Here is a 21,072-nt window from a genome sequence, read left to right as displayed (position 1 = left end):
TGCTTTTGAAGCAATTGGGTAAAAAAGCCAGTTGGTCTATAAGCCGGATTTTGTAAGGCATAGCAAAGCTATACGCGGCAACCATTCATCTAGGGCATTTGTTACCAAATGCCTCATGCAACCTACCCGGATGACTAGCCTGGAAACGGGCCGGTCTTGCGACCGCGTCATCCCTATTTGGTTTTGCTCCCGGTGGGGTTTACCTTGCCAGAGCCATTGCTGGCCCTGCGGTGCGCTCTTACCGCACCCTTTCACCCTTACCATGCATCGCATGGCGGTTTGCTTTCTGTGGCACTTTCCCTAGGGTCGCCCCCGCCGAGCATTACTCGGCACCGTTTTTCCGTGGAGTCCGGACTTTCCTCTCCAGCTTACGCTGCAGCGGCTGCCCGACCAACTGGCACCTGTGGCATATGGGGCGCGGTGCAATACGTCAAGCGAAAGAACTACCCAATTAGTCGCGGCGACTATCCAAGATTGCGTCATAGGCAGAATTTATTGCCGCCATCTTTTTTGAGGTTACTTGCACCAAATCACTTGGCACCCCCTTGGCGATCAAACGATCAGGGTGATGCTCGCTTACCAATTTGCGATAGGCAATTTTCAAGTCTTTGTCTGAAGCATCCGGGTCCACGCCCAGAATGAAGTAAGGATCCGTACTCGAAAGGACCACATGCCGGGCAGCCAACCGTGCAAATTCTTCATCCGTGAAACCAAAAATTTCGCCGACAACCTGTAAATAGGCAAGCTCGTCTTCGTGGACCAAACCATCAGCTTCAGCAATGTGGAACAGGCCGTCTAACACATGTTCCAATGCGTCTTTGTCGTCATGGAACAAGCGCTCAATGCGTTTTGCATAGGATTCATAGCCGGCAACATCTTGCTGTGCGAGATCAAATATCCGCTCAACCTGATCTTCAGCGCCCGCTGGAATTTGAACATTCTGCCTGAAGGCACGAATCTCATCGGCAGTGACGACACCATCAGCGGCGGCCATTTTTGCAGATAGAGCCACAAGGGAAAGGGTAAATGCCGCTTCACGACCACCAAGCAGCCAGTTTTCCGGATCAAACAATTGCGCCAGAGAGCCAGCGATACCTGTACCCTCGGCAAAAGAGCCAATCTTCTCTGCAATAACCTGCCAAACTGACATTCGTTCACCCTCTTCAACCCGACAATTCGCCGAATTGGCCTAGATATAGAACAAATACGGGTACTTTCTAGGGCGAAAGCACAAATTCCTTGCCTTTATGCCGGACGACGACCCAATAGCCGCGCCAAAGCAAAGACCAAAGACGATCTGTTCATGGTGTAAAAGTGAAATTCTGTTACCCCCCGATCCACTAGCTCTGTCACTTGTTCCGCAGCAACGGCGGAGGCCACCAAAGCGTGCGTTTCGGGATCGTCTTCTAACCCATCAAACCGGTCCGCAAGCCAATCAGGAATGCTGGTACCACATCGTTTGGCAAAGTTCGCCACCTGGGTAAAATTGTGAATGGGCTGGATACCGGCCACAATAGGTGCATGCACGCCTGCATTGCGCGCTCTGTCCACGAACCGCAGGTAGTCGCTATTGTCAAAAAACATTTGCGTAATGGCGCGGCTAGCCCCCGCATCAATTTTGCGTTTCAAATTCTCAATGTCGCCGTGCCAATCCGGGCTTTGCGGGTGCTTTTCAGGATAGCACGCCACCGAAATATCAAAATCTCCAATTTCACGAATTCCTGCCACCAACTCCGCAGCATTTTTATAGCCCTGAGGGTGCGGCTGAAACGGCATTCCCACACCTTCTGGCGGATCGCCGCGCAGGGCCACAATCCGGGAAATGCCTGCTTCTTGATAGCCACGCACAACATCCCCAACTTCCTCTTTCGACGCACCAACACAAGTCAGATGCGCGGCGGCATTCACCCCAGTGTCTTTTTCAATCCGTGAGACAATTTTTGTGGTCCGGTCACGCGTTGTACCTCCAGCGCCATAAGTCACGGAAACGAAACGCGGATTCATTGGCGCCAACTTGTCCATAGCAACCCAAAAACGCTCTTCCATCTTATCGTTCTTTGGAGGGAAAAACTCGAAAGAGAGTTGAAGTTGTTGCAACTCATAGTCCGATTGCCGAGACAATCGTTCTGGCTGGCTGAAAATTGGTGTATCACTCATGGTCTATATCCGGTCCGTTTCAGGATTGGTCTGTCAAATGCCAAATGCAAACTGTTAGTCCGCCACCTGGTTTGTTATGGGGTATTTCTCGTGCGTCTGTAACCTTAAGGTGTGCGGCCTGCGCCCACGCTTGCATCTGTTCATGTGACAAGCCGAGGCGCTTATGAGCCTGCTCTTCGCGCAAAAACTCGAGCTTGTGGGGCATAAAGTCGACAACGACGATTTTGCCACCAGGTTTGAGCGTTTGTCGCGCGTTCAACAGGGCCTTTCCAGGATCAAGGAAATGGTGCAGCACCTGATGCAGCATCGTGATATCGGCACTGGCGCTATATTCATCCAACTGCGCGATATCGCCAAGCCGAACAAAGACGCTTTTTTGACCTGAACGTTCGAACTTGGAACGAGCAACCGAAATCATCTCCCGACTTGAATCGATCCCAACACCTTTTTTGAAATGTCCATCAAGCAATTCCAACATCCGGCCCGTACCGGTGCCCAAATCTATGAACATCTCAACGCTTGTGCCCTTCATCATGTCCACAATGGCTGCCTCCACCGCAGATTCGGGCGCATGTAAGGAACGAACACGATCCCAGTCTCGGGCAACTTTGGAGAAGTAGGTTGCAGCACGCATTTGATGATCGCGCCGAACAGCTTCAAGCCGCAAAACATCTGCTTGTAGCACTGGGTCACTGGCATCAAGCTGCTCAAGTAAATGTTGCACCAACACTGCGGCGTTGGCTTCATCAGATAGCCGAAAGAATGCCCACGCCCCTTCTGCATGCCGCGACACAAGTCCTGATTCGGTCAATAGTCGTAAATGTCTAGACACGCGAGGCTGACTCTGATCAAGGATTTCGGTAAGATCTTTTACCGAGAGTTCCCCCGCAGCAAGTAGCGAAAGCAGCCGTAGCCGGGTGATTTCACCCGCGGCACGTAGGATATCAACAAACTCTCTAAGTTCAGCCACATTCAGCCTCAAATCAAAACGAAGGATATAAAGCTATCTTTATATCCATAATACAGAATTTAGCAATAAAATAGGTTAAAGCACTTACACCGTTTAAATAGACGACCTGGTTTGCAAGAACCGAAATTAAATCAAAGATTAAATAAGAGTCGTAAAAAAGATGACAAAAAAAAGTCACGCCACGGGGGAGGAAAAGCGCGAAAAAATGCTAAAGCTCTGCTCCATCCTCAATGCACTTTCAGATCCTGTACGTATCTCAATCGTTGAGCAACTCGCATCACACGGGGAGCTTTCCGTAGGCACACTTAGTGAGCCATATGCTATCACTGCCCCAGCAATTTCGAGACATCTGCGCGTCCTAGAATCAGCAGGACTGATTGAAAGACGCATAGACAGGCAATGGCGCATCTGTTCGTTGAACAAAGATGCGCTATCGCAAGTTTCAAATTGGTTGGAAGTCAACGGCTAGGCTAGAGTTCATCTAGCCAGCCATTTCACCTAAGCGACGTTGACTGTTTGCTGGCGCTCGGGGCTACCCTTTTTTGCGAACGAATGGGACCGCCACATTTCAAAAATGTCGTGCGCATCCTTTTGCGATAGTGAATCATATTTCTTGACCGCCAAGCCGGCATCTTCAGGCAAGATTTTTTCGCGCCAAGGCAAGGAAGAGAAAACGCGCTGAAACAGTTCGGGTTTGAAGTTCATTGCCCGCACCGCAACAATCAGGGCGCCAGTGTCTTGCGTAGCGAGCCACTTCACCAAGACCTCTGGCTTGATCCGCAATAAGATTGCCAACGCACTGGCCACATGGTGGCCATAACCAAAGCGGCAAAACCGCTCAAGCGCACTCAGATTAAACTGACGGCGATCTGCCATTGCCTTGACCTGCCCCCATGCAACTTTCCATTCCGTCGCATTAAAGCCGGCTTCGTTTCGGGCGCGATTGAGAACCACGGATTGTGCTTCAGCAAGACTATCCTCATCAACTGGCACTTTGGCCTCAGCAAGGCTCTTCAGCGCGCGTTTGCCCGCCTCTGAAAGCTTGGCGTGAATTTGACGCCAATCCACATCCTTGCGCCCGCCAATGCTTGCCGCAATGCTCTTGTCATTCACCGCACGTGCCAACAGCCCAGTTCCGGTTTCATCGCCGATTTGCGCGTCTTTGTTGCCAACCAAGCGCAACACGGTGCGTGTATCAGCTCGTTTGACAATCTCAGACCCAACTCGATCGGTGACCGGGCTACGCCCTGCTATTGCAAATCGGTGGTCATTGGAAAGCTCCCGCACAATCTCAATCAAGTCATCGTCCGATAAAACAGAAGAAAACTCCAACAATGGAGCCGCCACTTCAATCTCATCATGTGCAAGTTTAATCACAACACTGCCCGGCGCTCGACTAAGCGGAGCGAGAAGTTGAGCAACATCTGCTCGCGCTTCCGCTTCAACTAACTCGGCAAGTTGGCACAGGACTTCATCATATTTTTCAATTTGTTCATCGTCGCAACGGTCCACCACATGACGAAACAGTTTCGCCATGTTGCGCATAAGTTCTGCGCACTCCGCACTATCTGGATCATTGTTCAGCGCGTTAAAACTTGAAAACGCCGACCCTTTTCCCGAAACACTTTCCACAACTACACCTCCAATAACCTGCTAATTGGCGCTGAGTATGCCGAACAAGTATGCGAGCCAGCTGAAAGTTTAAGATCGGATTCAATTCAAAACTGCGTTAATTGGTAGTTGGATTGTTAGATCTTTCTTAATCACAAATTTGGGGGCAATCGCTCGCCCCCAAATCAAATCACAAGATCACAATTATCTAGAGTGCTTTGCGGACCCCGGCGGCGTAATCTGGATGCACTTGCTCAAACAACGCCAACTGTCTCTCAACAATAGCTTCAGGCACACCCTGCATCGCTGCAGCAACATTTTGAAAGAGTCGCTGCTTTTCTCCATCATCGAACAGGTTAAACAGCGCACGCGGTTGTGAAAAATCATCATTACCAAGGCGGTGATTGTGCCGATCTGCGGTTCCCTCAATTGGCAAAGGCGGTTCGGCAACATTTGGGTCTTCATGCGCACCGCCAAAACTATTTGGCTCATAATAGGCATCCACATTGCCCGTTTTCTGACCGACAAAGTTCATTGAACCGTCTTTATGATAGTGATGCACAGGGCATTTTGGCTGATTGACCGGTAACGCTTCATAGTGTGTGCCCAACCGATAACGATGCGCATCCGCATATGAAAACACTCGTGCTTGCAGCATTTTATCTGGCGAATAGCCAATCCCTGGCACCACGTTAGATGGCGAAAATGCGGCTTGCTCAATCTCAGCAAAATAGTTTTCCGCGTTGCGGTTGAGTTCCATTTCCCCAACATCGATCAACGGATAATCGCCATGCGGCCAGACCTTTGTAAGATCGAATGGGTTAAATGGTGTACCTTTGGCTTGTGCCTCGCTCATCACCTGAATGCATACGCGCCATTTCGGGAACTCGCCCCGATCAATAGTGCCAAATAGCTCTTCTTGATAGGTCTCCCGGCTTTCACCGATCACTTTTGAGGCTTCTGCATTGGTGAAATGCTTGTGACCTTGTTTGGTTTTAAAGTGAAATTTCACCCAGACACGCTCGCCATCATTGTTCCACATTGAATAAGTGTGCGAACCATAGCCATTCATGAACATGGGCGCCGTTGGCAGCCCACGATCTGACATCAAAATAGTCACCTGGTGCAGACTTTCAGGCGACAAAGACCAAAAGTCCCACATTGCCGTGGGCGAGCGCATATTGGTTTTTGGGTGACGTTTTTGCGTATGGATGAAATCTGGGAACTTGAGCGGATCACGCACAAAGAACACTGGCGTGTTGTTGCCAACCAAATCCCAATTGCCTTCTTCGGTATAAAACTTTAGCGCAAAACCACGCACGTCACGCTCGGCATCTGCGGCACCTAATTCACCAGCGACGGTTGAAAAACGCGCAAGCATGTCCGTTTTCTTGCCCTTTTGAAGGGCTGCGGCACGTGTATACTTCGAAATATCTTCCGTCACCGTCAGCGTACCAAATGCACCCCAACCCTTTGCATGCACAACACGCTCTGGAATGCGCTCACGGTTTTGGTGTGCGAGCTTTTCAATCAACTGATAGTCCTGCATTAAAACAGGGCCGCGTTCTCCAGCTGTTTGGGAATTCTGATTATCAGAAATCGGCGCGCCTGCTGTTGTTGTCAGTCTTGGAGGATTACTCATGGTCTTGTCCCTTCCTTTAAATATGGAAGCAGCCTACGACTGAAAAAAGCAGTAGTCCAATTGATTAAACTTAAATCATCGATTAGAAAAACTAATCATGAGCATCTCACTAAAGCAAATGCGCTATGCGCTCGCCGTTGAACAGCACAAACACTTTGGCCGCGCAGCGCTTTCTAGTTTTGTCACGCAACCAGCCCTTTCCCAGCAAATAACGCTGCTGGAAGATCAGTTGGGGTTTGCAATCTTCGAACGTATGGGCAAAAGCGTTATTCCAACCCCACAAGGAAAGCCTTTCCTTGATGAAGTTAAAACCATCGTTGGCCAATCCAAAGCACTTGAAGAGCGCTTTACGAAAAAACAACACCAAATGCCTATGCGTCTATCGATGGCCTTGATCCCAACAATTGCCCCCTATTTGTTGCCCAGTTTGCTGCCCGGTCTCTCATCGAAATTCGAGCCCGTCCAGTTCTCGGTCAGCGAGCAGACGACAGAACAACTGGTTGATGCGGTCAAAAAAGGTGATTGCGATTTTGGCATTTTGGCCACAGATCCGGGTGACGACCGACTGTTCTCGTTGCCCTTATTTGCCGACCCATTTGTGCTGGCAGTCGCACCAAAAACATCTCTGACCAGCCCTATCGACCTAGCCGTGTTGGACAGAGAGCATATGCTGTTGCTTTCTGATGGTCACTGTCTGCGTGACCAAACTATGGATGCCTGCCAATTGGGCAATGACCTAAAACACAAAACCTTTGCCGCCACATCGCTTTCAACAATTGTCGAGTTGGTGGCGAATGAACAGGGTATGACATTATTGCCCGCAATCAGCCTAAAGCGTGAAGCCATAGGCGGCAGAGTAAAGACCCTAAGTCTGAAACAACCCGGCGCGGGACGCACAGTTTCAATGATCTGGCGAAAGTCCTCGCCATTACAAGACTTATTCAATCAAATTGCAGCCGTTACAACAAATGTTGGCAAACAGCTTTTGGCGGAAGACGCCGGGCTTCTCATCAAATGACGTAAAGTTCTTGCGGCCAAATTCGCACTTTTATCTCGTCATCGATCTTGATAATCCCCGGACGTTCGACCCAGCCCACAACCCCGCGAGTAGACTTGGCAGCTTTCACAAAGCCAAACTCTATGTCCTCGCGATCACCATGTGCATTTTGCAAGCTCTTCCCCGATATTTTGCAGGGCGCATTGTATCCATCAATTCTAATGACCGCACCTGATGGGAAAAAGAACTGTGTGCGGGACGGAATACGCGAAAGGTCGGGAATGCCGCTGGTAACAAAGTTTGCACCTATTCGGCCAGCATCCAACACATCTAGTTTCAGGTCAGCAGCAATTTGAGCCAATTCCTCTTGAGAAAGAATTGAAACATGTCGCTCATTTCGCATCACTGTCCCGCGATCGTACCAGGGCTCGCGCCCGCCCGATTTTCGCGTGGAACCATGGTGGTAATCGCCAACAATACCGTCAAAATCTAGTTCGATCACATCAACGGGACGTGAAACAAATCCGTCGCCATCCGCTATGAATAATTGGTTGAGCTTACCTGTGAGTTTTTGTGCACCGATGCTGTTCGTCATGCGAGCTTCTCTCTTTTTGCCTGCGCATTCTTAGAAATCGAGTCGTAGGTAAATACAACCAACGAAACCCAAATTAATATGAAACTGATTAGCCTTGTCTGGCTCAATTCTTCACCTAGCAACCAAACGGCCAATACAAATTGTATAGAAGGCGCGATATATTGAAATATGCCAATGGTGGTCAGCCGCAACCGTCGCGCCCCAATGGCGAACAAAATCAATGGGACCGCTGTTACCGGACCACAAAGCATCAAAAGCGCCCAAAGCGGCAGCGTTCCCCCATTTGAGGGCAAGGGGTTCAACGGGCCGAACCAGAACAAAAAGCCAATGGCAAATGGCACCAACAGCATAGTTTCGATCAGCAATCCAGGCGCAGCCCCTACCGCAACAGTTTTTCTGAAGTAACCATAAAAAGCAAAGCTGAAGGCAAGCGCCAGTGAAATCCAAGGTAACCCGCCAAGTCCAAATGCCTGAATGGCCACAGCAACCAACGCGATGCCGATTGCCAATGCTTGCAACTTGTTCTGGCGTTCGCCAAGTAACACCATGCCGAGCAGTACATTCACCAGTGGGTTGATGAAATAGCCAAAACTAACTGCCAACACCTGATTATTGTCGATCGCCCAAACGAAAATCGTCCAATTGATCGTAATGGTCAGTGTTGAAAGCGCCAGCCATCCCATTGATTTTTTGGATGAGAAAACCGGCAGAATTTCTTTTATCCGATTAACCGCCAACAAAAACAGCGCCACAAAAAGCGCAGACCAGACCACGCGGTGAGCAATAATTGTGTAGACATTTATGTCGCCCACCAATTTGAAATAGAGCGGAAATACGCCCCAAAGCACATAGGCAGAGATGGCGCTAATTCCGCCGAGTTTTGCCTCGCGCGCTGCATTGTCGTTGGTCATGGTGAACTCTTATAAATTGGTTGGACCGAAACAATATCAGCAAACATCAATCCGCACCAACAAATCATGGAGATGCAAGAGATCACCAGAATTGATAAACGGATCAATAGGAACTCAAAAACTCAGACAAAAACGGATTGAACAAATCGGGCCGTTCCATATTTGGCAAATGCGCGGTGCCTTCAATAATGATTGAAACCGAATTCACCAATTCTTCTTCAAGAATTCGATGGTTTTCAACAATATCGGGAAAATCATAATCACCACATATCAACAAAGCTGGCTGGCTGACCTTTGATAGCTTTTCGATGGCTGATGGCGGGACAATTTCGTGGTCGAGCGCAGGCTTATGCAACGCGATATTGTTCATATCCAAAAACAGCGCACGTGTTGCGCCGCCCACACGACCGCTTTGCTGCGCAGGGCCATCCAACCATTCATGCGCCTGCACTTTATTGAGCATGTCCAAATCGCCGCTCTCTCTGGCAAGTTCTTCAGCTTGAAGCACGGGATTTAATTCTTCTGGCAACTCAAAATCGGGTGCGCCAGTAAGCGCACTACCAACCAGCACCATACCTGCAACCCTGTCTGGGTTTGCAATGGCATAATCAATCGCCAGTCCGCCGCCCATCGAACACCCCACAAGAACGGCCGCACGAATATCGAAATGATCAAGAACGGCCGACAGGTCTTCAAGTTCATCGAACTCGACATTTTCCGAAACGGTCTGACCAAACCCACGCCGATCATAAGCGATAGCATGAATGTTTTCGTCTAAATCTTCTATTTGAGACAACCACATGCGGTGATCGCAAACTCCCGCGTGCAAAAACACCACTGGCAAACCATTGCCTTGCTCAATACCAAAAAGCGTGCCGCCTTCAACGTCAATTTCAAATGTTGCCATGTGACTTTCCTTCAACCAACTATCGCCATGTTAGCAGAGTCGCATCAACTCGACATCAGTACATTGTGGTGGCGCCAACATTTGAGACAAGTCAAGTAAGTCCGCGGCTTTTCAATCTACACTTAGCCCATAGAAAGGAAGTTCCCATGAAATCAGTTTCAAGACGCATCCTCGTGGCCAGCAGCACAATGGCAAGGTTCTTTGATCATCTAGGTGTGGGCAAGGGCCTAGCCGAAATCGAAGATAAAATGATTGAACGTGACTATTTGCGGGCTCAAGACATCCAAAGCGACGCGGCGGGGCGCTCGTTCGCCTCCCACGGCGACGGCAGCAGCGCAATGGAACCAAAAACCGACCCAACAGCCAAAGCACAAAAGGATTTTGCAACCGAATTGGCCGAACGTTTGGACGTGGACGCAACAAACAAAGAATTTGAGAACCTGATCATTATTGCTGCCCCATCGATGTTGGGGGATATCCGCAATGCGCTAAGTGATGGCGTAAAGAAAAAGGTGGAACACGAGCTGGCCAAAGACCTCACTCACATCCCACCTTCAAAAATCGGCAAACATTTGGACGATTTACTTGTCGTCTAATCTGATTGCCCAGATCATATCTTTCGAGCGCAAACTATCGCGTGAGCGGCTTATAGGTCACGCGTTTTGGATTGACTGAATCCGCACCTAGGCGACGGATTTTGTCGGCTTCATACTCAGCAAAGTTGCCTTCAAACCACTCTACGTGGCTGTCGCCTTCAAATGCCAAAATGTGCGTTGCCAAACGGTCAAGGAACATCCGATCGTGAGAGATCACGACAGCGCAACCCGCAAACTCTTCCAATGCTTCTTCCAAAGCTGAAAGTGTTTCTGTGTCCAAATCGTTAGTTGGCTCATCGAGCAAAAGAACGTTTGAACCAGACTTAAGCATCTTTGCGAGGTGAACACGATTGCGTTGACCACCAGAAAGTGAACCAACCTTTTGCTGTTGGTCGCCACCTTTAAAGTTAAACGCTGATGTATAAGCGCGGCTGTTCATTTCACGCTTGCCCAACGTGATGATGTCGTTGCCTTCAGAGATTTCTTCCCAAACGCTTTTATTGGCATCAAGTGCGTCCCGGCTTTGATCCACGTAGCCAAGCTTTACGGTGTCGCCAATTTTGATGGTGCCGCTATCTGGTTGTTCTTGACCTGTGAGCATTTTGAACAACGTCGATTTACCCGCACCGTTGGGTCCAATAATCCCCACGATCCCACCAGCAGGGAGTTTGAAGTTCAAATCTTCAATCAACAAACGGTCACCAAAGCCTTTGTTCAAGCCTTCGACGTCGATCACCAAATCACCGAGACGCTCGCCCGGCGGAATAATAATCTGCGCTGAATTCGACTGCGTACGCGCTTCGTTCGCTTTGACCAACTCGTCATAGGCTTTAACACGTGCTTTGGACTTAGCTTGGCGTGCTTTTGGTGAAGCCGCGATCCACTCTTGCTCGCGGGCCAATACGCGTTCACGCGCAGCATCTTCGCGCCCTTCTTGTGCAAAGCGCTTCGCCTTCTGGCCAAGGTAAGCGGAGTAGTTTCCTTCGTAAGGAATACCCCGACCACGGTCGAGTTCCAAAATCCAGCCAGTCACATTGTCCAAGAAATACCGATCGTGAGTAATAATCAAAACAGAGCCGGTATATTCTCGTAGGTGCTTTTCCAACCAAGAAGTTGTTTCCGCATCCAAATGGTTGGTTGGTTCATCGAGCAACAACAAATCAGGCGCAGCCAACAACAATTGACAAAGTGCAACGCGGCGCGCTTCACCGCCAGACAAATTCTCCACCGATGCATCCCCCGGCGGGCAACGCAGCGCTTCCATTGCCATTTCAACTTTGCTGTCGAGATCCCAAAGGTTTTCCGCATCGATTTGATCTTGAAGAGCAGCCCCCTCATCCGCTGTCTCATCGGAGTAGTTCATCATCAATTCATTGTAGCGATCAAGAATGGCCTGCTTTTCTTTAACGCCAAGCATCACGTTGCCTTTGACGTCCAGACTAGGATCCAACTTTGGCTCCTGCGGCAAATAGCCAACTTTCGCGCCTTCAGCCACCCAAGCTTCACCTTGAAACTCTGTGTCGATGCCTGCCATGATTTTCAACAGCGTCGATTTACCCGCGCCGTTCGGCCCCAAAACACCAATCTTGGCGTCTGGATAAAAGCTCAGATGGATATTATCCAAAACTTTCTTGCCACCAGAATAGGTCTTGGACATGCCATGCATGTGATAAATAAATTGACGAGCCATTTGGGATCCTTCAAATGTCAAAAGGCGGGATAGAGATTTAGCCCTTCATGTACCTAGGTGTTTGGCGCAAGGCAAGCACCAGATTTCTTTACACGGGCAACCCACTCAATGGCTTTACGATCCGAATGGCCAGATTTGACTGGATTCTAGTCACATGCGGCAAACGCGAAAGCCGCGTTCGGTGAACGCGCTCAAAATCCTCTGCATCTTCACACACAAGCCTAAGCAAATAATCGGCTGCGCCGGCAACCAGAGCACATTCAAGTATTTCAGGCGCAGAGCGCACCGCGCCTTCAAACTCTTTTAGCGTCGCCTCGCTTTGGTCTGTCAGACTGATTTCCACATAAAAAGCCATCCCAAAGCCAAGGCGATCCGGGTTGAGATGCGCGTGGTAGCCCGAGATTAGACCACGTTCTTCCAACAACTTCACACGTCGATGACATGCAGAAGACGACAGCCCAACTTCATCGCCCAGCTCCTGCATGGGGGTGCGACAGTCCTTTTGCAACGCGCGCAAGATTCGCCTATCCAACTGATCAAGCATTAATATCCCAACATTTTACGGTTTAATCGAACAACATCCCAATATCGAACCAATTTAACTGACATTTGCAATTTTCTCCAGTGCACATGATGCAATAATTTGATCAAATAACGCATGAGGAGGTCCTAAAATGCGCGTTGGTGTTCCAAAAGAGATTAAAAACCACGAATATCGTGTAGGTCTAACGCCTGAAAGCGTGGCCGAATTGGTTGCAAATGGCCATGAGTTGTTTGTTGAAACTCAAGCCGGTGCTGGCATTGGCGCTGCAGACGAAGTTTACGAAGCTGCAGGCGCAAAGATTTTGCCAACCGCTGCTGACGTTTTCGACAAAGCCGAAATGATCGTCAAAGTTAAAGAGCCCCAAGCTGTAGAGCGCGCAATGCTCAAACCTGGCCAAATTCTATACACATATTTGCACTTGGCACCCGATCCAGAACAAACCAAAGATTTGGTAGCAAGTGGCGCTGTTTGCATCGCCTACGAAACCGTGACAGACAATCAAGGTGGATTGCCGCTTCTGAAGCCAATGAGCCAGGTTGCAGGTCGTATGTCAGTACAAGCTGGCGCAACTGCACTTGAAAAAGCTCATGGTGGACGTGGCGTTCTAATGGGCGGTGTTCCAGGTGTTGCCCCTGCAAAAGTCATTGTTGTTGGTGGCGGTGTTGTTGGCTTTAACGCCGCACAAATGGCCGTTGGCATGCATGCAGATGTCACTATTCTTGATCGCAACCCTGCGACTCTAGAAAAGCTTTCAAACCACTTTGAAGCCAGTGCAAAAGTTGTTTACTCAACAAAAGCGGCATTGGCCGACTTGGTTGCGCAAGCTGATTTGGTGATTGGTGCGGTTTTGGTTCCAGGCGCTGCGGCTCCAAAACTTGTCGACCGCGAAATGCTGAAAACCATGCAGCCAGGCGCTGTTTTGGTTGACGTCGCTATTGACCAAGGTGGTTGCTTTGAAACATCAAAAGCCACAACCCACGCAGACCCGACTTATGTTGTTGAAGAGGTTGTGCATTACTGTGTTGCAAACATGCCTGGCGCCGTTGCAAGAACGTCGACATACGCACTAAACAATGCCACACTGCACCACGCTGTAAAGATTGCCAACAAGGGCTGGAAGCAAGCGCTAAAAGATGACGCCCACCTTAAAAACGGGCTCAACGTATGCGAAGGCAAAATCACTTGTGAGCCCGTGGCCAACGATTTGGGTTACGACTACGTCAACGCAGACACGTTTTTGAACTAGTTCGTTTCCAATTGACAAATGATTAGAGCAGCGCGCCGGTGATCCGGTGCGCTGCTTTTTGCGTATAACTATTATGAGTATGTTTTTGTAATTTGACACAAATGTTAATTAGGCTAGTGGATTCCACTTATATAAAATGTTACAGACCCACTCCAGTTTAACAACAAACGAATGCAATTCGCACAACCGATTACAATCATTTAAGAAATTCTTCAGTTCGAAGTGAATCGGTGAAATTACTGAATTGACTATTGTTCGATATATCGTTGATAATGTTGAAAACTGCGGATGATTGTTTGAAGGGGTAAGAAGATGGACATGCTCAATGCTATGCAGACTTTCGTCGCAGTTGCAGAGAACAGTGGCATTACAGCAGCTGCTGACAAACTTGGTTGCTCAAAAGCAATTGTTTCGCGCACACTTAGCTTGCTCGAAGAGCGTTTGGACGTCCGCCTTCTGAACAGGACAACCCGTAAGGTCTCTCTTACAGAAGCAGGAACAGAGTACCTTGAGCATTGTCGCGCAATGCTTGAGCAAAATGCCGAGATCGAGAACCGGTTCGCCGAAAAAGGCCTCGAACCGCAGGGTCTCTTGCGCATCAGCTCACCGATGACTTTCGGCACACAACACATCGCGCCTGTGCTGCCCGAATTCATGGATAAGTACCCCAAAGTCCAAGTCGACCTGCAAATGACAGACCGATATGTAGATATTGTGGAACAAGGTATGGATCTTGCCATTCGCATCGGCGCAACGGGTTCAGACTCGCTAATTGTCCGCAAATTTGCCGAAACAACGCATCAATTGGCAGCATCACCCGCACTTATTGAAAAAATGGGCGGGCTACCAAAATCTGTCGATGACATAAAAACCTGGCCCTCGGTTGCCTATAGCTTGCGCTCTGCCGCACCAAGCTGGCAATCAACCCGCGCAGTGGCAGAACTAGAGCGCGCAAGATCAAACAATGGCGAAGCAATTCTTAAATTGGTGGAGGCCGGCGTTGGCTATGGCTACATCCCCTCCTTCATCATGGACAAATCTGTTGAAGCGGGACGGCTTAAAGTGCTTTTGCCTGGAATTGCTGAAGAATCCACACCCTTGTACATTCTTTACCCGCACAGGCGTCGTTTAGCCCTCAAAACGCGGGTGTTCATAGACTTTATGGTTCACAAATTCTCTAACATGTAGCTTGTAAGGGTTATTCCTCCCCCAAAACCCCGAGCTTCATAAAAAAAGGTCAGCCGTCCAGAGCTGACCTTTTTCTCGTGTATTTCGCACAATTCGAGACCTTGCGGCTTACTCAAAAAATGTCGAAATCTCCGAAAGTTTCTTTTTCTCCAAAGCGTGTTTGGGGATTGTTGCATCTTTGTCAGGATAGCCAACTACCAGCAAAATATATGGCTTATCAGTCGAGGGGCGCTCGCAAATCTGTGTGAGGAAACTCATTGGATTTGGCGTATGGGTGAGAGTTGCAAGCCCCGCTTCTTGCAACGCAAGCAACAAGAAGCCAGTGGCGATTGAAACGGATTCTGGCACATAGTAGTTTTTGTATTTTCTGCCATCCGCACCAATTGATCGTCTTTGGCCAAAAATTGCGATCAACCAAGGAGCTTTTTCCAAGAACGGCTTTTCAGAATCCGTGCCAATTGGTTTGAGCGCGCGCAACCACTCTTCGCCTGCACGCCCTTCATAAAACGTTCGTTCTTCTTCTTCCGCGGCAGATCGGATTTTTGTTTTCATTTCTTGATTTGAAATGGCGCTAAAGTGCCAAGGCTGATGATTTGCCCCATTTGGCGCCGTCCCGGCAGCCAAAAGACATTTTTCAATGATGTCCCGCGGCACGGGCCGATCTGAGAAATCCCTAACGGTATGCCGCTTGCGCACCCGTTGGTAAAAGGCATCAGCTGCTGCGCGCATGTCTTCTAATGACTTTTCTTGAAAGTCTGGCAACGCCACAGCTTCAAAGTCTTTGTCAAATTGATTTTCCACCTGCTTCCCCCATTATTGTCTGATTATATTGTCAGACAATAATGAAATTGACATGTCCGTCAAGTAGAAGATTTTCACAAGACAGCGAAATCCTAGAAAAGGCGGCGATAAAATGTAAAAACCAAGCTTAGAGAATTCGCCTAGTGCGACACTTGAAAATAGTCATCGTCCAGCGCTTGTACGAGATCCCCAGCTTTAAGAATATGCTGCACCATCGCCGCTTCTGCACCAATTTGATCGCCGCTGATCATTGCTTTAACAATAAGCTGATGATCGTCATTTGTTGTAAACACGGCATTCTGCCCCACCAAAACACGAAACTGCAGCCAATAGATTGAGGTTTCGAAGCGTTTGATCGCTTGCAGCAGGTAATCGTTGTCTGCCGCCAACGCAATTTGGCTGTGAAATTCTGTATTGAGTTTGGAAAAAAGGCTCAAATCAGCGGCTGCCACGGCCTCGTCCAATCGCGCTTGCAATTGCACAAACCGTTCTGGGTTTTCCTGAGCGTATGGAGTTGCAAGCCGCGTCGCAAGCCCCTCCAAAGTGGCCCGCACGCAATAAACATCCGTTGCTTGCTTGCGGGTTAGCTTGCAAACCGAAACTCCGCGATGACGCTCAAAGGCCAACAAACCAGACGAAATAAGACGCTGAAACGCTTCTCGAACCGTACTCCGGCTATAGCCAAGACCCTGTGTATAATCAGCTTCAACCAGTCGCGTGCCGGGCGCGAGGCGGCCTGTACGAACAGCCTCCGTGACTATGTTTACAACTGCCTCTACATTTGATCCTGCCATTTGTGCTGCTCCTCCCTCTCCCAAGTTCCTTGGCCGGTTGTAGTCACTCAAACTAACATTTCAAAGCCCAACCTAGTCAAATCAGACCCGACTGACAACTTTGTCGGACAAAACTGCAGATTTCTTTGACAATTTGTCCAAACTTCGAAAGATTTGTCAAAAAGCGAGGATTTATGGCTTGGATAAAGACAATCAGTTTTGCTAAAGCAACGGGCCGACTGCGCCAACTATATGAACGCATCACCGGACCAGACAACAACGTTGATAACATCATGATGATGCATTCGCTACGTCCAAACACGATGGAAGGCCACATGGCCATCTATAAGTATGTCCTGCATCATTCAAGCAACTCTTTGCCCAAATGGTTCCTAGAGACAATTGGCACCTATGTCAGCTACCTTAATAAATGTGATTATTGCTTTGAACATCACTTCGTTGGTTTGAAACGAGACCTCATGAATCAAGAGAGAGCTCGCGCTATTCGCGATGCAATTACAACAGACAACATAGAAGCCGCCCCGCTCGACACCAAAGAGGTCTTGGCCCTCAACTATGCCAAAAAACTTACACTCACCCCGGCAAAAATGATTGAAGACGATGTGAAGAAACTCAGGACAGTTGGGTTTGATGATGGTGAAATTTTAGAGATCAACCAAGTAATAGCCTATTTTGCCTATGCCAATAGAACTGTTCTGGGACTTGGTTGCTCACTTGACGGCGACATTATTGGCCTGTCGCCAAATAACTCAAATGACCCAACAGACTGGACGCACAAATAATCAGAAAAGCCGGACCGGCCCCTCTTTTGACCAACAATAAAGTCCGATATTTGATTGCGCTGCTTTGTCTAGCGCAAAGCCGGTTGGTGCAGAAATGGAGACTACAGCCCGCACGCCATGGCGTGCTGCCTTTTCGATAATCTCGTACGAACAGCGACTGCTTACAAGCATGAAGCCATCTGCTTGGCCCGATTGCCGCGCGCGCGCGCCCAACAATTTGTCTACAGCATTATGGCGACCTATGTCTTCTCTCACCAGTTCAATCGATCCGTCCAAGGCAACCCAAGCCGCTCCGTGCACTGAATAGGTCTCAGCGTTTAGCTTTTGACGCGCGGGCAACCCTTGCACAGCTTTAGAAATCACGCCGTCTGGCAAGTTCAAACACCCATCGGCAACCTCGGGCAATGGCGCTAAAAAGCTATCCGCATTCTCAAGTCCGCAAAGCCCGCAACTCGCCGACCCCACAAGGTTCCTTCGCTTTTGTCGTATATCCAAACGTTCCAACCGTGCAGGATCAATTTCAACTTTTATGTCAAAACCAGCATCCACAGATTGCACAGATATCGACTTAATCTCATCTTGAGCATTCACTACTCGCTCTGAAATCGAGAAGCCAACAGCAAAATCCTCAAGGTCATCCGGTGTGGCCAACATGACTGCATAATTGCGTTGGTTGTAAACCAGCGCAACCGGGCATTCCTCAGCAATTTGCCAAGCGGCCATCTGCCCGCCAATGGACACTTCCAATTGGCGGGCATTGTCCGATTTATCCTGTGGATCACCCATTACTCAGCGGGCTCTGCAGGCACCTTCTTGGCAATTTTGCGCAACGAAGGTGTTTCCAAAGCATAATGCTCCTGCCACTCAGATTTGTGATTTGCAGGGGTCACTTCAACCGCTGTCACCTTGTATTCAGGACAGTTGGTCGCCCAATCCGAATTCTCGGTGGTGATCACATTGGCACCACTCTCAGGGTGATGGAAGGTTGTATAAACAACACCGGGCGCCATCCGTTCAGAAATTTGGGCACGCAAAGTGGTCTCACCCTTTCGGGATCTTATAGAAACCCAATGCCCATCTCGAATGCCTTTGGCTTCAGCGTCCGACGGATGAATTTCAAGCACATCTTCTTCCCACCAATCCACATTGTCAGTGCGCCGTGTCTGCGCACCTACATTGTATTGGCTCAAGATCCGTCCTGTCGTCAGGATCAGCGGGAACTTACGGTTGGTTTTTTCAGTTGTTGGCACATATTCGGTGATGATGAATGCACCTTTTCCACGAACAAAACCATCAACATGCATGATGGGTGTACCCTCGGGCGCATCCTCGTTGCATGGCCATTGCACAGACCCCGTTTCGTCCAGTCGCTTAAAACTGACGCCGGCAAATGTGGGCGTAAGCGCTGCAATTTCATCCATGATTTGCGAGGCATCAGAATAGTTCATTTCTGTGTAACCCATTGCGTTCGCCAAACGCTGAGTCACTTCCCATTCTTCCAATCCTGTAGCAGATTTCATCACTGGACGAACGCGGTTGATACGGCGCTCTGCATTAATGAAAGTGCCGTCTTTTTCAAGAAACGACGTGCCCGGCAAGAACACATGCGCAAAGCGCGCCGTCTCGTTGAGGAAAAGGTCCTGAACAACCAAAATGTCCAACGCTTTCAGTGCGGCTTCAACGTGATGGGTATTGGGGTCGGACTGTGCGATATCCTCGCCCTGCACGTACATGCCTTTGTATTTTCCAGCAATTGCCTCGTCGAACATATTGGGAATACGATAGCCCGGCACCGCGTCTAGGTCGCGTTGCCACGCCATTTCAAACGTACCTCGCACTGCATCATCCGCAACCGAGCGATAACCAGGTAACTCGTGTGGGAATGAGCCCATGTCGCACGAGCCTTGCACGTTGTTCTGGCCACGAAGGGGGTTTACGCCGACACCACGCCGACCAATATTGCCAGTCGCCATTGCCAAATTCGCCATCCCCATGACCATGGTGGACCCTTGGCTGTGCTCGGTAACGCCTAATCCGTAGTAAATCGCTGCATTGCCGCCGGTTGCATAAAGCCTCGCGGCTTTTCGGATTTCTTCTGCATCAACGCCACTCTCCGCAGCGATGGTCTCAGGGGCGTTTATGTCATCAAGAATGAAATTTCGCCATTCGTTGAAGCTTTGCAAGTCACAACGCTCTTGCACAAATTCCTCGTCAATCAATCCTTCTTTCGCAATAACGTGTGCAAGTGCATTCACCACGGCAACATTGGTCCCCGGTTTTAACGGCAAGTGGTGATCTGCTTCAATGTGGGCAGACTTCACCAAGTCAATCTTGCGTGGATCAACCACAATAAGTTTTGCACCTTCACGCAAACGGCGTTTCATTTGCGAGGCAAAAACCGGGTGTGCATCTGTCGGGTTTGCGCCAATCACAATGATCACGTCACATTCTTCAACGCTATCAAAGTCTTGCGTACCGGCCGAGGTGCCAAAAGTCTGGTTCAACCCATAACCAGTTGGTGAATGGCAAACGCGCGCGCAGGTATCCACATTGTTGTTGCCAAAAGCGGCGCGAATGGTTTTTTGCACCACCCAAACTTCCTCAGCAGTACAACGTGAAGAAGTAATGCCACCAATCGCTTTTACGCCGTGATCCGCTTGCGCCTTTTTCAGTTTTTCAGCTGAATACGCAATCGCCTCATCCCACGATACTTCGCGCCATGGGTCGGTGATTTCCTCCCGGATCATAGGTTTGGTTATGCGGTCGTTATGTGTGGCATAACCCCATGCAAAACGCCCTTTAACACATGAGTGTCCATGGTTTGCCTTGCCGTCTTTATACGGCACCATGCGGATAACTTGATCACCCTTCATCTCTGCTTTGAACGAACAGCCAACACCACAGTAGGCGCAGGTCGTTAAAACAGAACGATCAGGAGTACCATGTTCAATCACCGTGTTTTCCTGCAAAGTCGCAGTTGGACAAGCTTGCACGCAAGCCCCGCAAGAAACGCACTCAGAGGAGAAAAAGTCTTCTGCGCCCACAGCGACTTTGCTGCCAAATCCACGCCCATCAATTGTGAGTGCCAAAGTACCTTGCACTTCGTCGCAAGCTCTTACGCAACGCGAACACACAATGCATTTGGCTGGGTCGAAGGTAAAATACGGGTTGCTTTGATCTTTTTGAGCATCAAAATGGTTCGCACCGTCATAGCCATAGCGCACATCGCGCAAACCAACCGAACCTGCCATGTCCTGCAACTCGCAGTCGCCATTTGCCGCACAAGTAAGGCAATCGAGCGGGTGGTCTGAAATGTAAAGTTCCATCACCCCGCGCCGCAGCTTTTCCAGCCGAGGCGTTTGGGTTGAAATTTTCATGCCGGGAGAAACAGGGGTGGTGCAACTAGCAGGCGTTCCCTTGCGGCCTTCAACCTCTACTAAGCATAACCGACATGAGCCGAAAGGCTCTAAACTATCAGTTGCACAAAGCTTTGGTATGTCGATTCCAATTTCAGATGCAGCCCGCATGACGCTGGTGCCTTCCGGCACGTCAACCGCAAAGCCGTCAATTTCAACTTGAACGGTTTTATCATTTTTCGACTTTGGCGTTCCAAAATCTTGTTCCTTTAAGATAGGCATATT

General features: G+C 49.3%; 20 protein-coding genes and 1 other RNA gene. 6 read left to right on the top strand and 15 right to left on the bottom strand.

What is annotated here, in order from left to right; all coding sequences use genetic code 11:
• Positions 1–23: 23 nt before the first annotated feature.
• From rnpB to O4H47_RS09380, 4 genes are all read right to left on the bottom strand, one after another.
• An RNA gene (gene rnpB, locus O4H47_RS09395) (RNase P RNA component class A) lies at positions 24–398 on the bottom strand.
• A gap of 53 nt (positions 399–451) precedes the next feature.
• Positions 452–1,150, bottom strand: coding sequence for a molecular chaperone DjiA (locus O4H47_RS09390; protein WP_269393724.1), 699 nt, complete (start codon positions 1,148–1,150; stop codon positions 452–454).
• A gap of 95 nt (positions 1,151–1,245) precedes the next feature.
• The gene (gene metF, locus O4H47_RS09385; protein WP_269393723.1) at positions 1,246–2,157 is read right to left on the bottom strand and encodes a methylenetetrahydrofolate reductase [NAD(P)H]; all 912 of its coding nucleotides are present in this window, start codon (positions 2,155–2,157) and stop codon (positions 1,246–1,248) included.
• A 19-nt stretch (positions 2,158–2,176) separates the two neighbouring features.
• Positions 2,177–3,127: a metalloregulator ArsR/SmtB family transcription factor gene (locus O4H47_RS09380; RefSeq protein WP_269393722.1), complete on the bottom strand. Its 951-nt coding sequence runs from the start codon at positions 3,125–3,127 to the stop codon at positions 2,177–2,179.
• Between the two features lie 160 nt (positions 3,128–3,287).
• Here O4H47_RS09380 and O4H47_RS09375 point away from each other — a divergent pair, with 160 nt between their 5' ends.
• Positions 3,288–3,596: an ArsR/SmtB family transcription factor gene (locus O4H47_RS09375; RefSeq protein WP_269393721.1), complete on the top strand. Its 309-nt coding sequence runs from the start codon at positions 3,288–3,290 to the stop codon at positions 3,594–3,596.
• 29 nt (positions 3,597–3,625) lie between these two features.
• Here O4H47_RS09375 and O4H47_RS09370 read toward each other — a convergent pair whose 3' ends face one another.
• Both O4H47_RS09370 and O4H47_RS09365 read right to left on the bottom strand, forming a co-directional pair.
• On the bottom strand, positions 3,626–4,759 hold the full coding sequence (locus O4H47_RS09370; RefSeq protein WP_269393720.1) for a DUF2336 domain-containing protein: 1,134 nt from the start codon (positions 4,757–4,759) through the stop codon (positions 3,626–3,628).
• Positions 4,760–4,946: 187 nt separating this feature from the next.
• Positions 4,947–6,380, bottom strand: a complete 1,434-nt coding sequence (locus O4H47_RS09365) for a catalase (RefSeq protein ID WP_269393719.1) — start codon at positions 6,378–6,380, stop codon at positions 4,947–4,949.
• A 97-nt stretch (positions 6,381–6,477) separates the two neighbouring features.
• Here O4H47_RS09365 and O4H47_RS09360 point away from each other — a divergent pair, with 97 nt between their 5' ends.
• Complete coding sequence (locus tag O4H47_RS09360) at positions 6,478–7,398, top strand: hydrogen peroxide-inducible genes activator (protein WP_269393718.1); 921 nt, start codon at positions 6,478–6,480, stop codon at positions 7,396–7,398.
• Here the strand turns inward: O4H47_RS09360 and O4H47_RS09355 are convergent.
• The 3 genes from O4H47_RS09355 to O4H47_RS09345 form a co-directional block, all read right to left on the bottom strand.
• Positions 7,391–7,972 (bottom strand): MOSC domain-containing protein, encoded by a 582-nt coding sequence (locus O4H47_RS09355; RefSeq protein ID WP_269393717.1) that lies wholly within the window; start codon positions 7,970–7,972, stop codon positions 7,391–7,393. The genes O4H47_RS09360 and O4H47_RS09355 overlap by 8 nt on opposite strands.
• Positions 7,969–8,883 (bottom strand): EamA family transporter RarD, encoded by a 915-nt coding sequence (gene rarD / locus O4H47_RS09350; RefSeq protein ID WP_269393716.1) that lies wholly within the window; start codon positions 8,881–8,883, stop codon positions 7,969–7,971. The genes O4H47_RS09355 and rarD overlap by 4 nt, the downstream gene beginning before the upstream one ends.
• 103 nt (positions 8,884–8,986) lie before the next feature.
• Positions 8,987–9,790, bottom strand: a complete 804-nt coding sequence (locus O4H47_RS09345; protein WP_269393715.1) for an alpha/beta fold hydrolase — start codon at positions 9,788–9,790, stop codon at positions 8,987–8,989.
• Between the two features lie 146 nt (positions 9,791–9,936).
• Here O4H47_RS09345 and O4H47_RS09340 point away from each other — a divergent pair, with 146 nt between their 5' ends.
• Positions 9,937–10,386: a host attachment protein gene (locus tag O4H47_RS09340; protein ID WP_269393714.1), complete on the top strand. Its 450-nt coding sequence runs from the start codon at positions 9,937–9,939 to the stop codon at positions 10,384–10,386.
• A 34-nt stretch (positions 10,387–10,420) separates the two neighbouring features.
• Here the strand turns inward: O4H47_RS09340 and ettA are convergent, their stop codons facing one another.
• Positions 10,421–12,076, bottom strand: a complete 1,656-nt coding sequence (gene ettA, locus O4H47_RS09335) for an energy-dependent translational throttle protein EttA (protein WP_269393713.1) — start codon at positions 12,074–12,076, stop codon at positions 10,421–10,423.
• 88 nt (positions 12,077–12,164) lie between these two features.
• The gene (locus O4H47_RS09330; protein ID WP_269393712.1) at positions 12,165–12,620 is read right to left on the bottom strand and encodes an Lrp/AsnC family transcriptional regulator; all 456 of its coding nucleotides are present in this window, start codon (positions 12,618–12,620) and stop codon (positions 12,165–12,167) included.
• Between the two features lie 130 nt (positions 12,621–12,750).
• Between O4H47_RS09330 and ald the strand changes: the two genes are divergently transcribed.
• Both ald and O4H47_RS09320 read left to right on the top strand, forming a co-directional pair.
• Positions 12,751–13,866: an alanine dehydrogenase gene (gene ald / locus O4H47_RS09325; RefSeq protein ID WP_269393711.1), complete on the top strand. Its 1,116-nt coding sequence runs from the start codon at positions 12,751–12,753 to the stop codon at positions 13,864–13,866.
• A gap of 312 nt (positions 13,867–14,178) precedes the next feature.
• Positions 14,179–15,054 carry a LysR family transcriptional regulator gene (locus O4H47_RS09320; protein ID WP_269393710.1) on the top strand — a complete coding sequence of 292 codons (876 nt, stop codon included), beginning with the start codon at positions 14,179–14,181 and terminating at the stop codon, positions 15,052–15,054.
• Between the two features lie 108 nt (positions 15,055–15,162).
• On the opposite strand, the gene O4H47_RS09315 is transcribed toward O4H47_RS09320, so the two are convergent.
• Together O4H47_RS09315 and O4H47_RS09310 are read right to left on the bottom strand one after the other, a co-directional pair.
• Entirely contained in the window at positions 15,163–15,855 is a 693-nt protein-coding gene (locus O4H47_RS09315) for a nitroreductase family protein (RefSeq protein WP_419719609.1), read from the bottom strand.
• A 140-nt stretch (positions 15,856–15,995) separates the two neighbouring features.
• On the bottom strand, positions 15,996–16,649 hold the full coding sequence (locus O4H47_RS09310) for a GntR family transcriptional regulator (RefSeq protein ID WP_269393709.1): 654 nt from the start codon (positions 16,647–16,649) through the stop codon (positions 15,996–15,998).
• A gap of 173 nt (positions 16,650–16,822) precedes the next feature.
• Here O4H47_RS09310 and O4H47_RS09305 point away from each other — a divergent pair, with 173 nt between their 5' ends.
• The gene (locus O4H47_RS09305; protein ID WP_269393708.1) at positions 16,823–17,431 is read left to right on the top strand and encodes a carboxymuconolactone decarboxylase family protein; all 609 of its coding nucleotides are present in this window, start codon (positions 16,823–16,825) and stop codon (positions 17,429–17,431) included.
• Here O4H47_RS09305 and fdhD read toward each other — a convergent pair whose 3' ends face one another.
• A complete protein-coding gene (gene fdhD / locus O4H47_RS09300; RefSeq protein WP_269393707.1) occupies positions 17,432–18,217 on the bottom strand; it encodes a formate dehydrogenase accessory sulfurtransferase FdhD in 786 nt (261 codons plus the stop codon).
• Positions 18,217–21,069, bottom strand: a complete 2,853-nt coding sequence (gene fdhF, locus O4H47_RS09295) for a formate dehydrogenase subunit alpha (protein ID WP_269393706.1) — start codon at positions 21,067–21,069, stop codon at positions 18,217–18,219. The genes fdhD and fdhF overlap by 1 nt, the downstream gene beginning before the upstream one ends.
• Positions 21,070–21,072 lie beyond the last annotated feature (3 nt).

Source organism: Maritalea porphyrae (genome assembly GCF_027213965.1).
In the GTDB taxonomy this organism is placed as follows: domain Bacteria; phylum Pseudomonadota; class Alphaproteobacteria; order Rhizobiales; family Devosiaceae; genus Maritalea; species Maritalea porphyrae_A.
This window is presented reverse-complemented; position numbering and strand designations above follow the sequence as displayed.

What these genes read in the sequence shown, in the direction of transcription:
- O4H47_RS09365 (WP_269393719.1), bottom strand. Translation starts at nt 6,380, where the DNA reads ATGAGTAATCCTCCAAGACTGACAACAACAGCAGGCGCGCCGATTTCT.
- O4H47_RS09310 (WP_269393709.1), bottom strand. Translation starts at nt 16,649, where the DNA reads ATGGCAGGATCAAATGTAGAGGCAGTTGTAAACATAGTCACGGAGGCT.
- O4H47_RS09375 (WP_269393721.1), top strand. Translation starts at nt 3,288, where the DNA reads ATGACAAAAAAAAGTCACGCCACGGGGGAGGAAAAGCGCGAAAAAATG.
- fdhD (WP_269393707.1), bottom strand. Translation starts at nt 18,217, where the DNA reads ATGGGTGATCCACAGGATAAATCGGACAATGCCCGCCAATTGGAAGTG.
- metF (WP_269393723.1), bottom strand. Translation starts at nt 2,157, where the DNA reads ATGAGTGATACACCAATTTTCAGCCAGCCAGAACGATTGTCTCGGCAA.
- O4H47_RS09345 (WP_269393715.1), bottom strand. Translation starts at nt 9,790, where the DNA reads ATGGCAACATTTGAAATTGACGTTGAAGGCGGCACGCTTTTTGGTATT.
- ettA (WP_269393713.1), bottom strand. Translation starts at nt 12,076, where the DNA reads ATGGCTCGTCAATTTATTTATCACATGCATGGCATGTCCAAGACCTAT.
- O4H47_RS09390 (WP_269393724.1), bottom strand. Translation starts at nt 1,150, where the DNA reads ATGTCAGTTTGGCAGGTTATTGCAGAGAAGATTGGCTCTTTTGCCGAG.
- O4H47_RS09320 (WP_269393710.1), top strand. Translation starts at nt 14,179, where the DNA reads ATGGACATGCTCAATGCTATGCAGACTTTCGTCGCAGTTGCAGAGAAC.
- O4H47_RS09340 (WP_269393714.1), top strand. Translation starts at nt 9,937, where the DNA reads ATGAAATCAGTTTCAAGACGCATCCTCGTGGCCAGCAGCACAATGGCA.
- O4H47_RS09355 (WP_269393717.1), bottom strand. Translation starts at nt 7,972, where the DNA reads ATGACGAACAGCATCGGTGCACAAAAACTCACAGGTAAGCTCAACCAA.
- O4H47_RS09330 (WP_269393712.1), bottom strand. Translation starts at nt 12,620, where the DNA reads ATGCTTGATCAGTTGGATAGGCGAATCTTGCGCGCGTTGCAAAAGGAC.
- O4H47_RS09305 (WP_269393708.1), top strand. Translation starts at nt 16,823, where the DNA reads ATGGCTTGGATAAAGACAATCAGTTTTGCTAAAGCAACGGGCCGACTG.
- ald (WP_269393711.1), top strand. Translation starts at nt 12,751, where the DNA reads ATGCGCGTTGGTGTTCCAAAAGAGATTAAAAACCACGAATATCGTGTA.
- O4H47_RS09360 (WP_269393718.1), top strand. Translation starts at nt 6,478, where the DNA reads ATGAGCATCTCACTAAAGCAAATGCGCTATGCGCTCGCCGTTGAACAG.
- rarD (WP_269393716.1), bottom strand. Translation starts at nt 8,883, where the DNA reads ATGACCAACGACAATGCAGCGCGCGAGGCAAAACTCGGCGGAATTAGC.
- fdhF (WP_269393706.1), bottom strand. Translation starts at nt 21,069, where the DNA reads ATGCCTATCTTAAAGGAACAAGATTTTGGAACGCCAAAGTCGAAAAAT.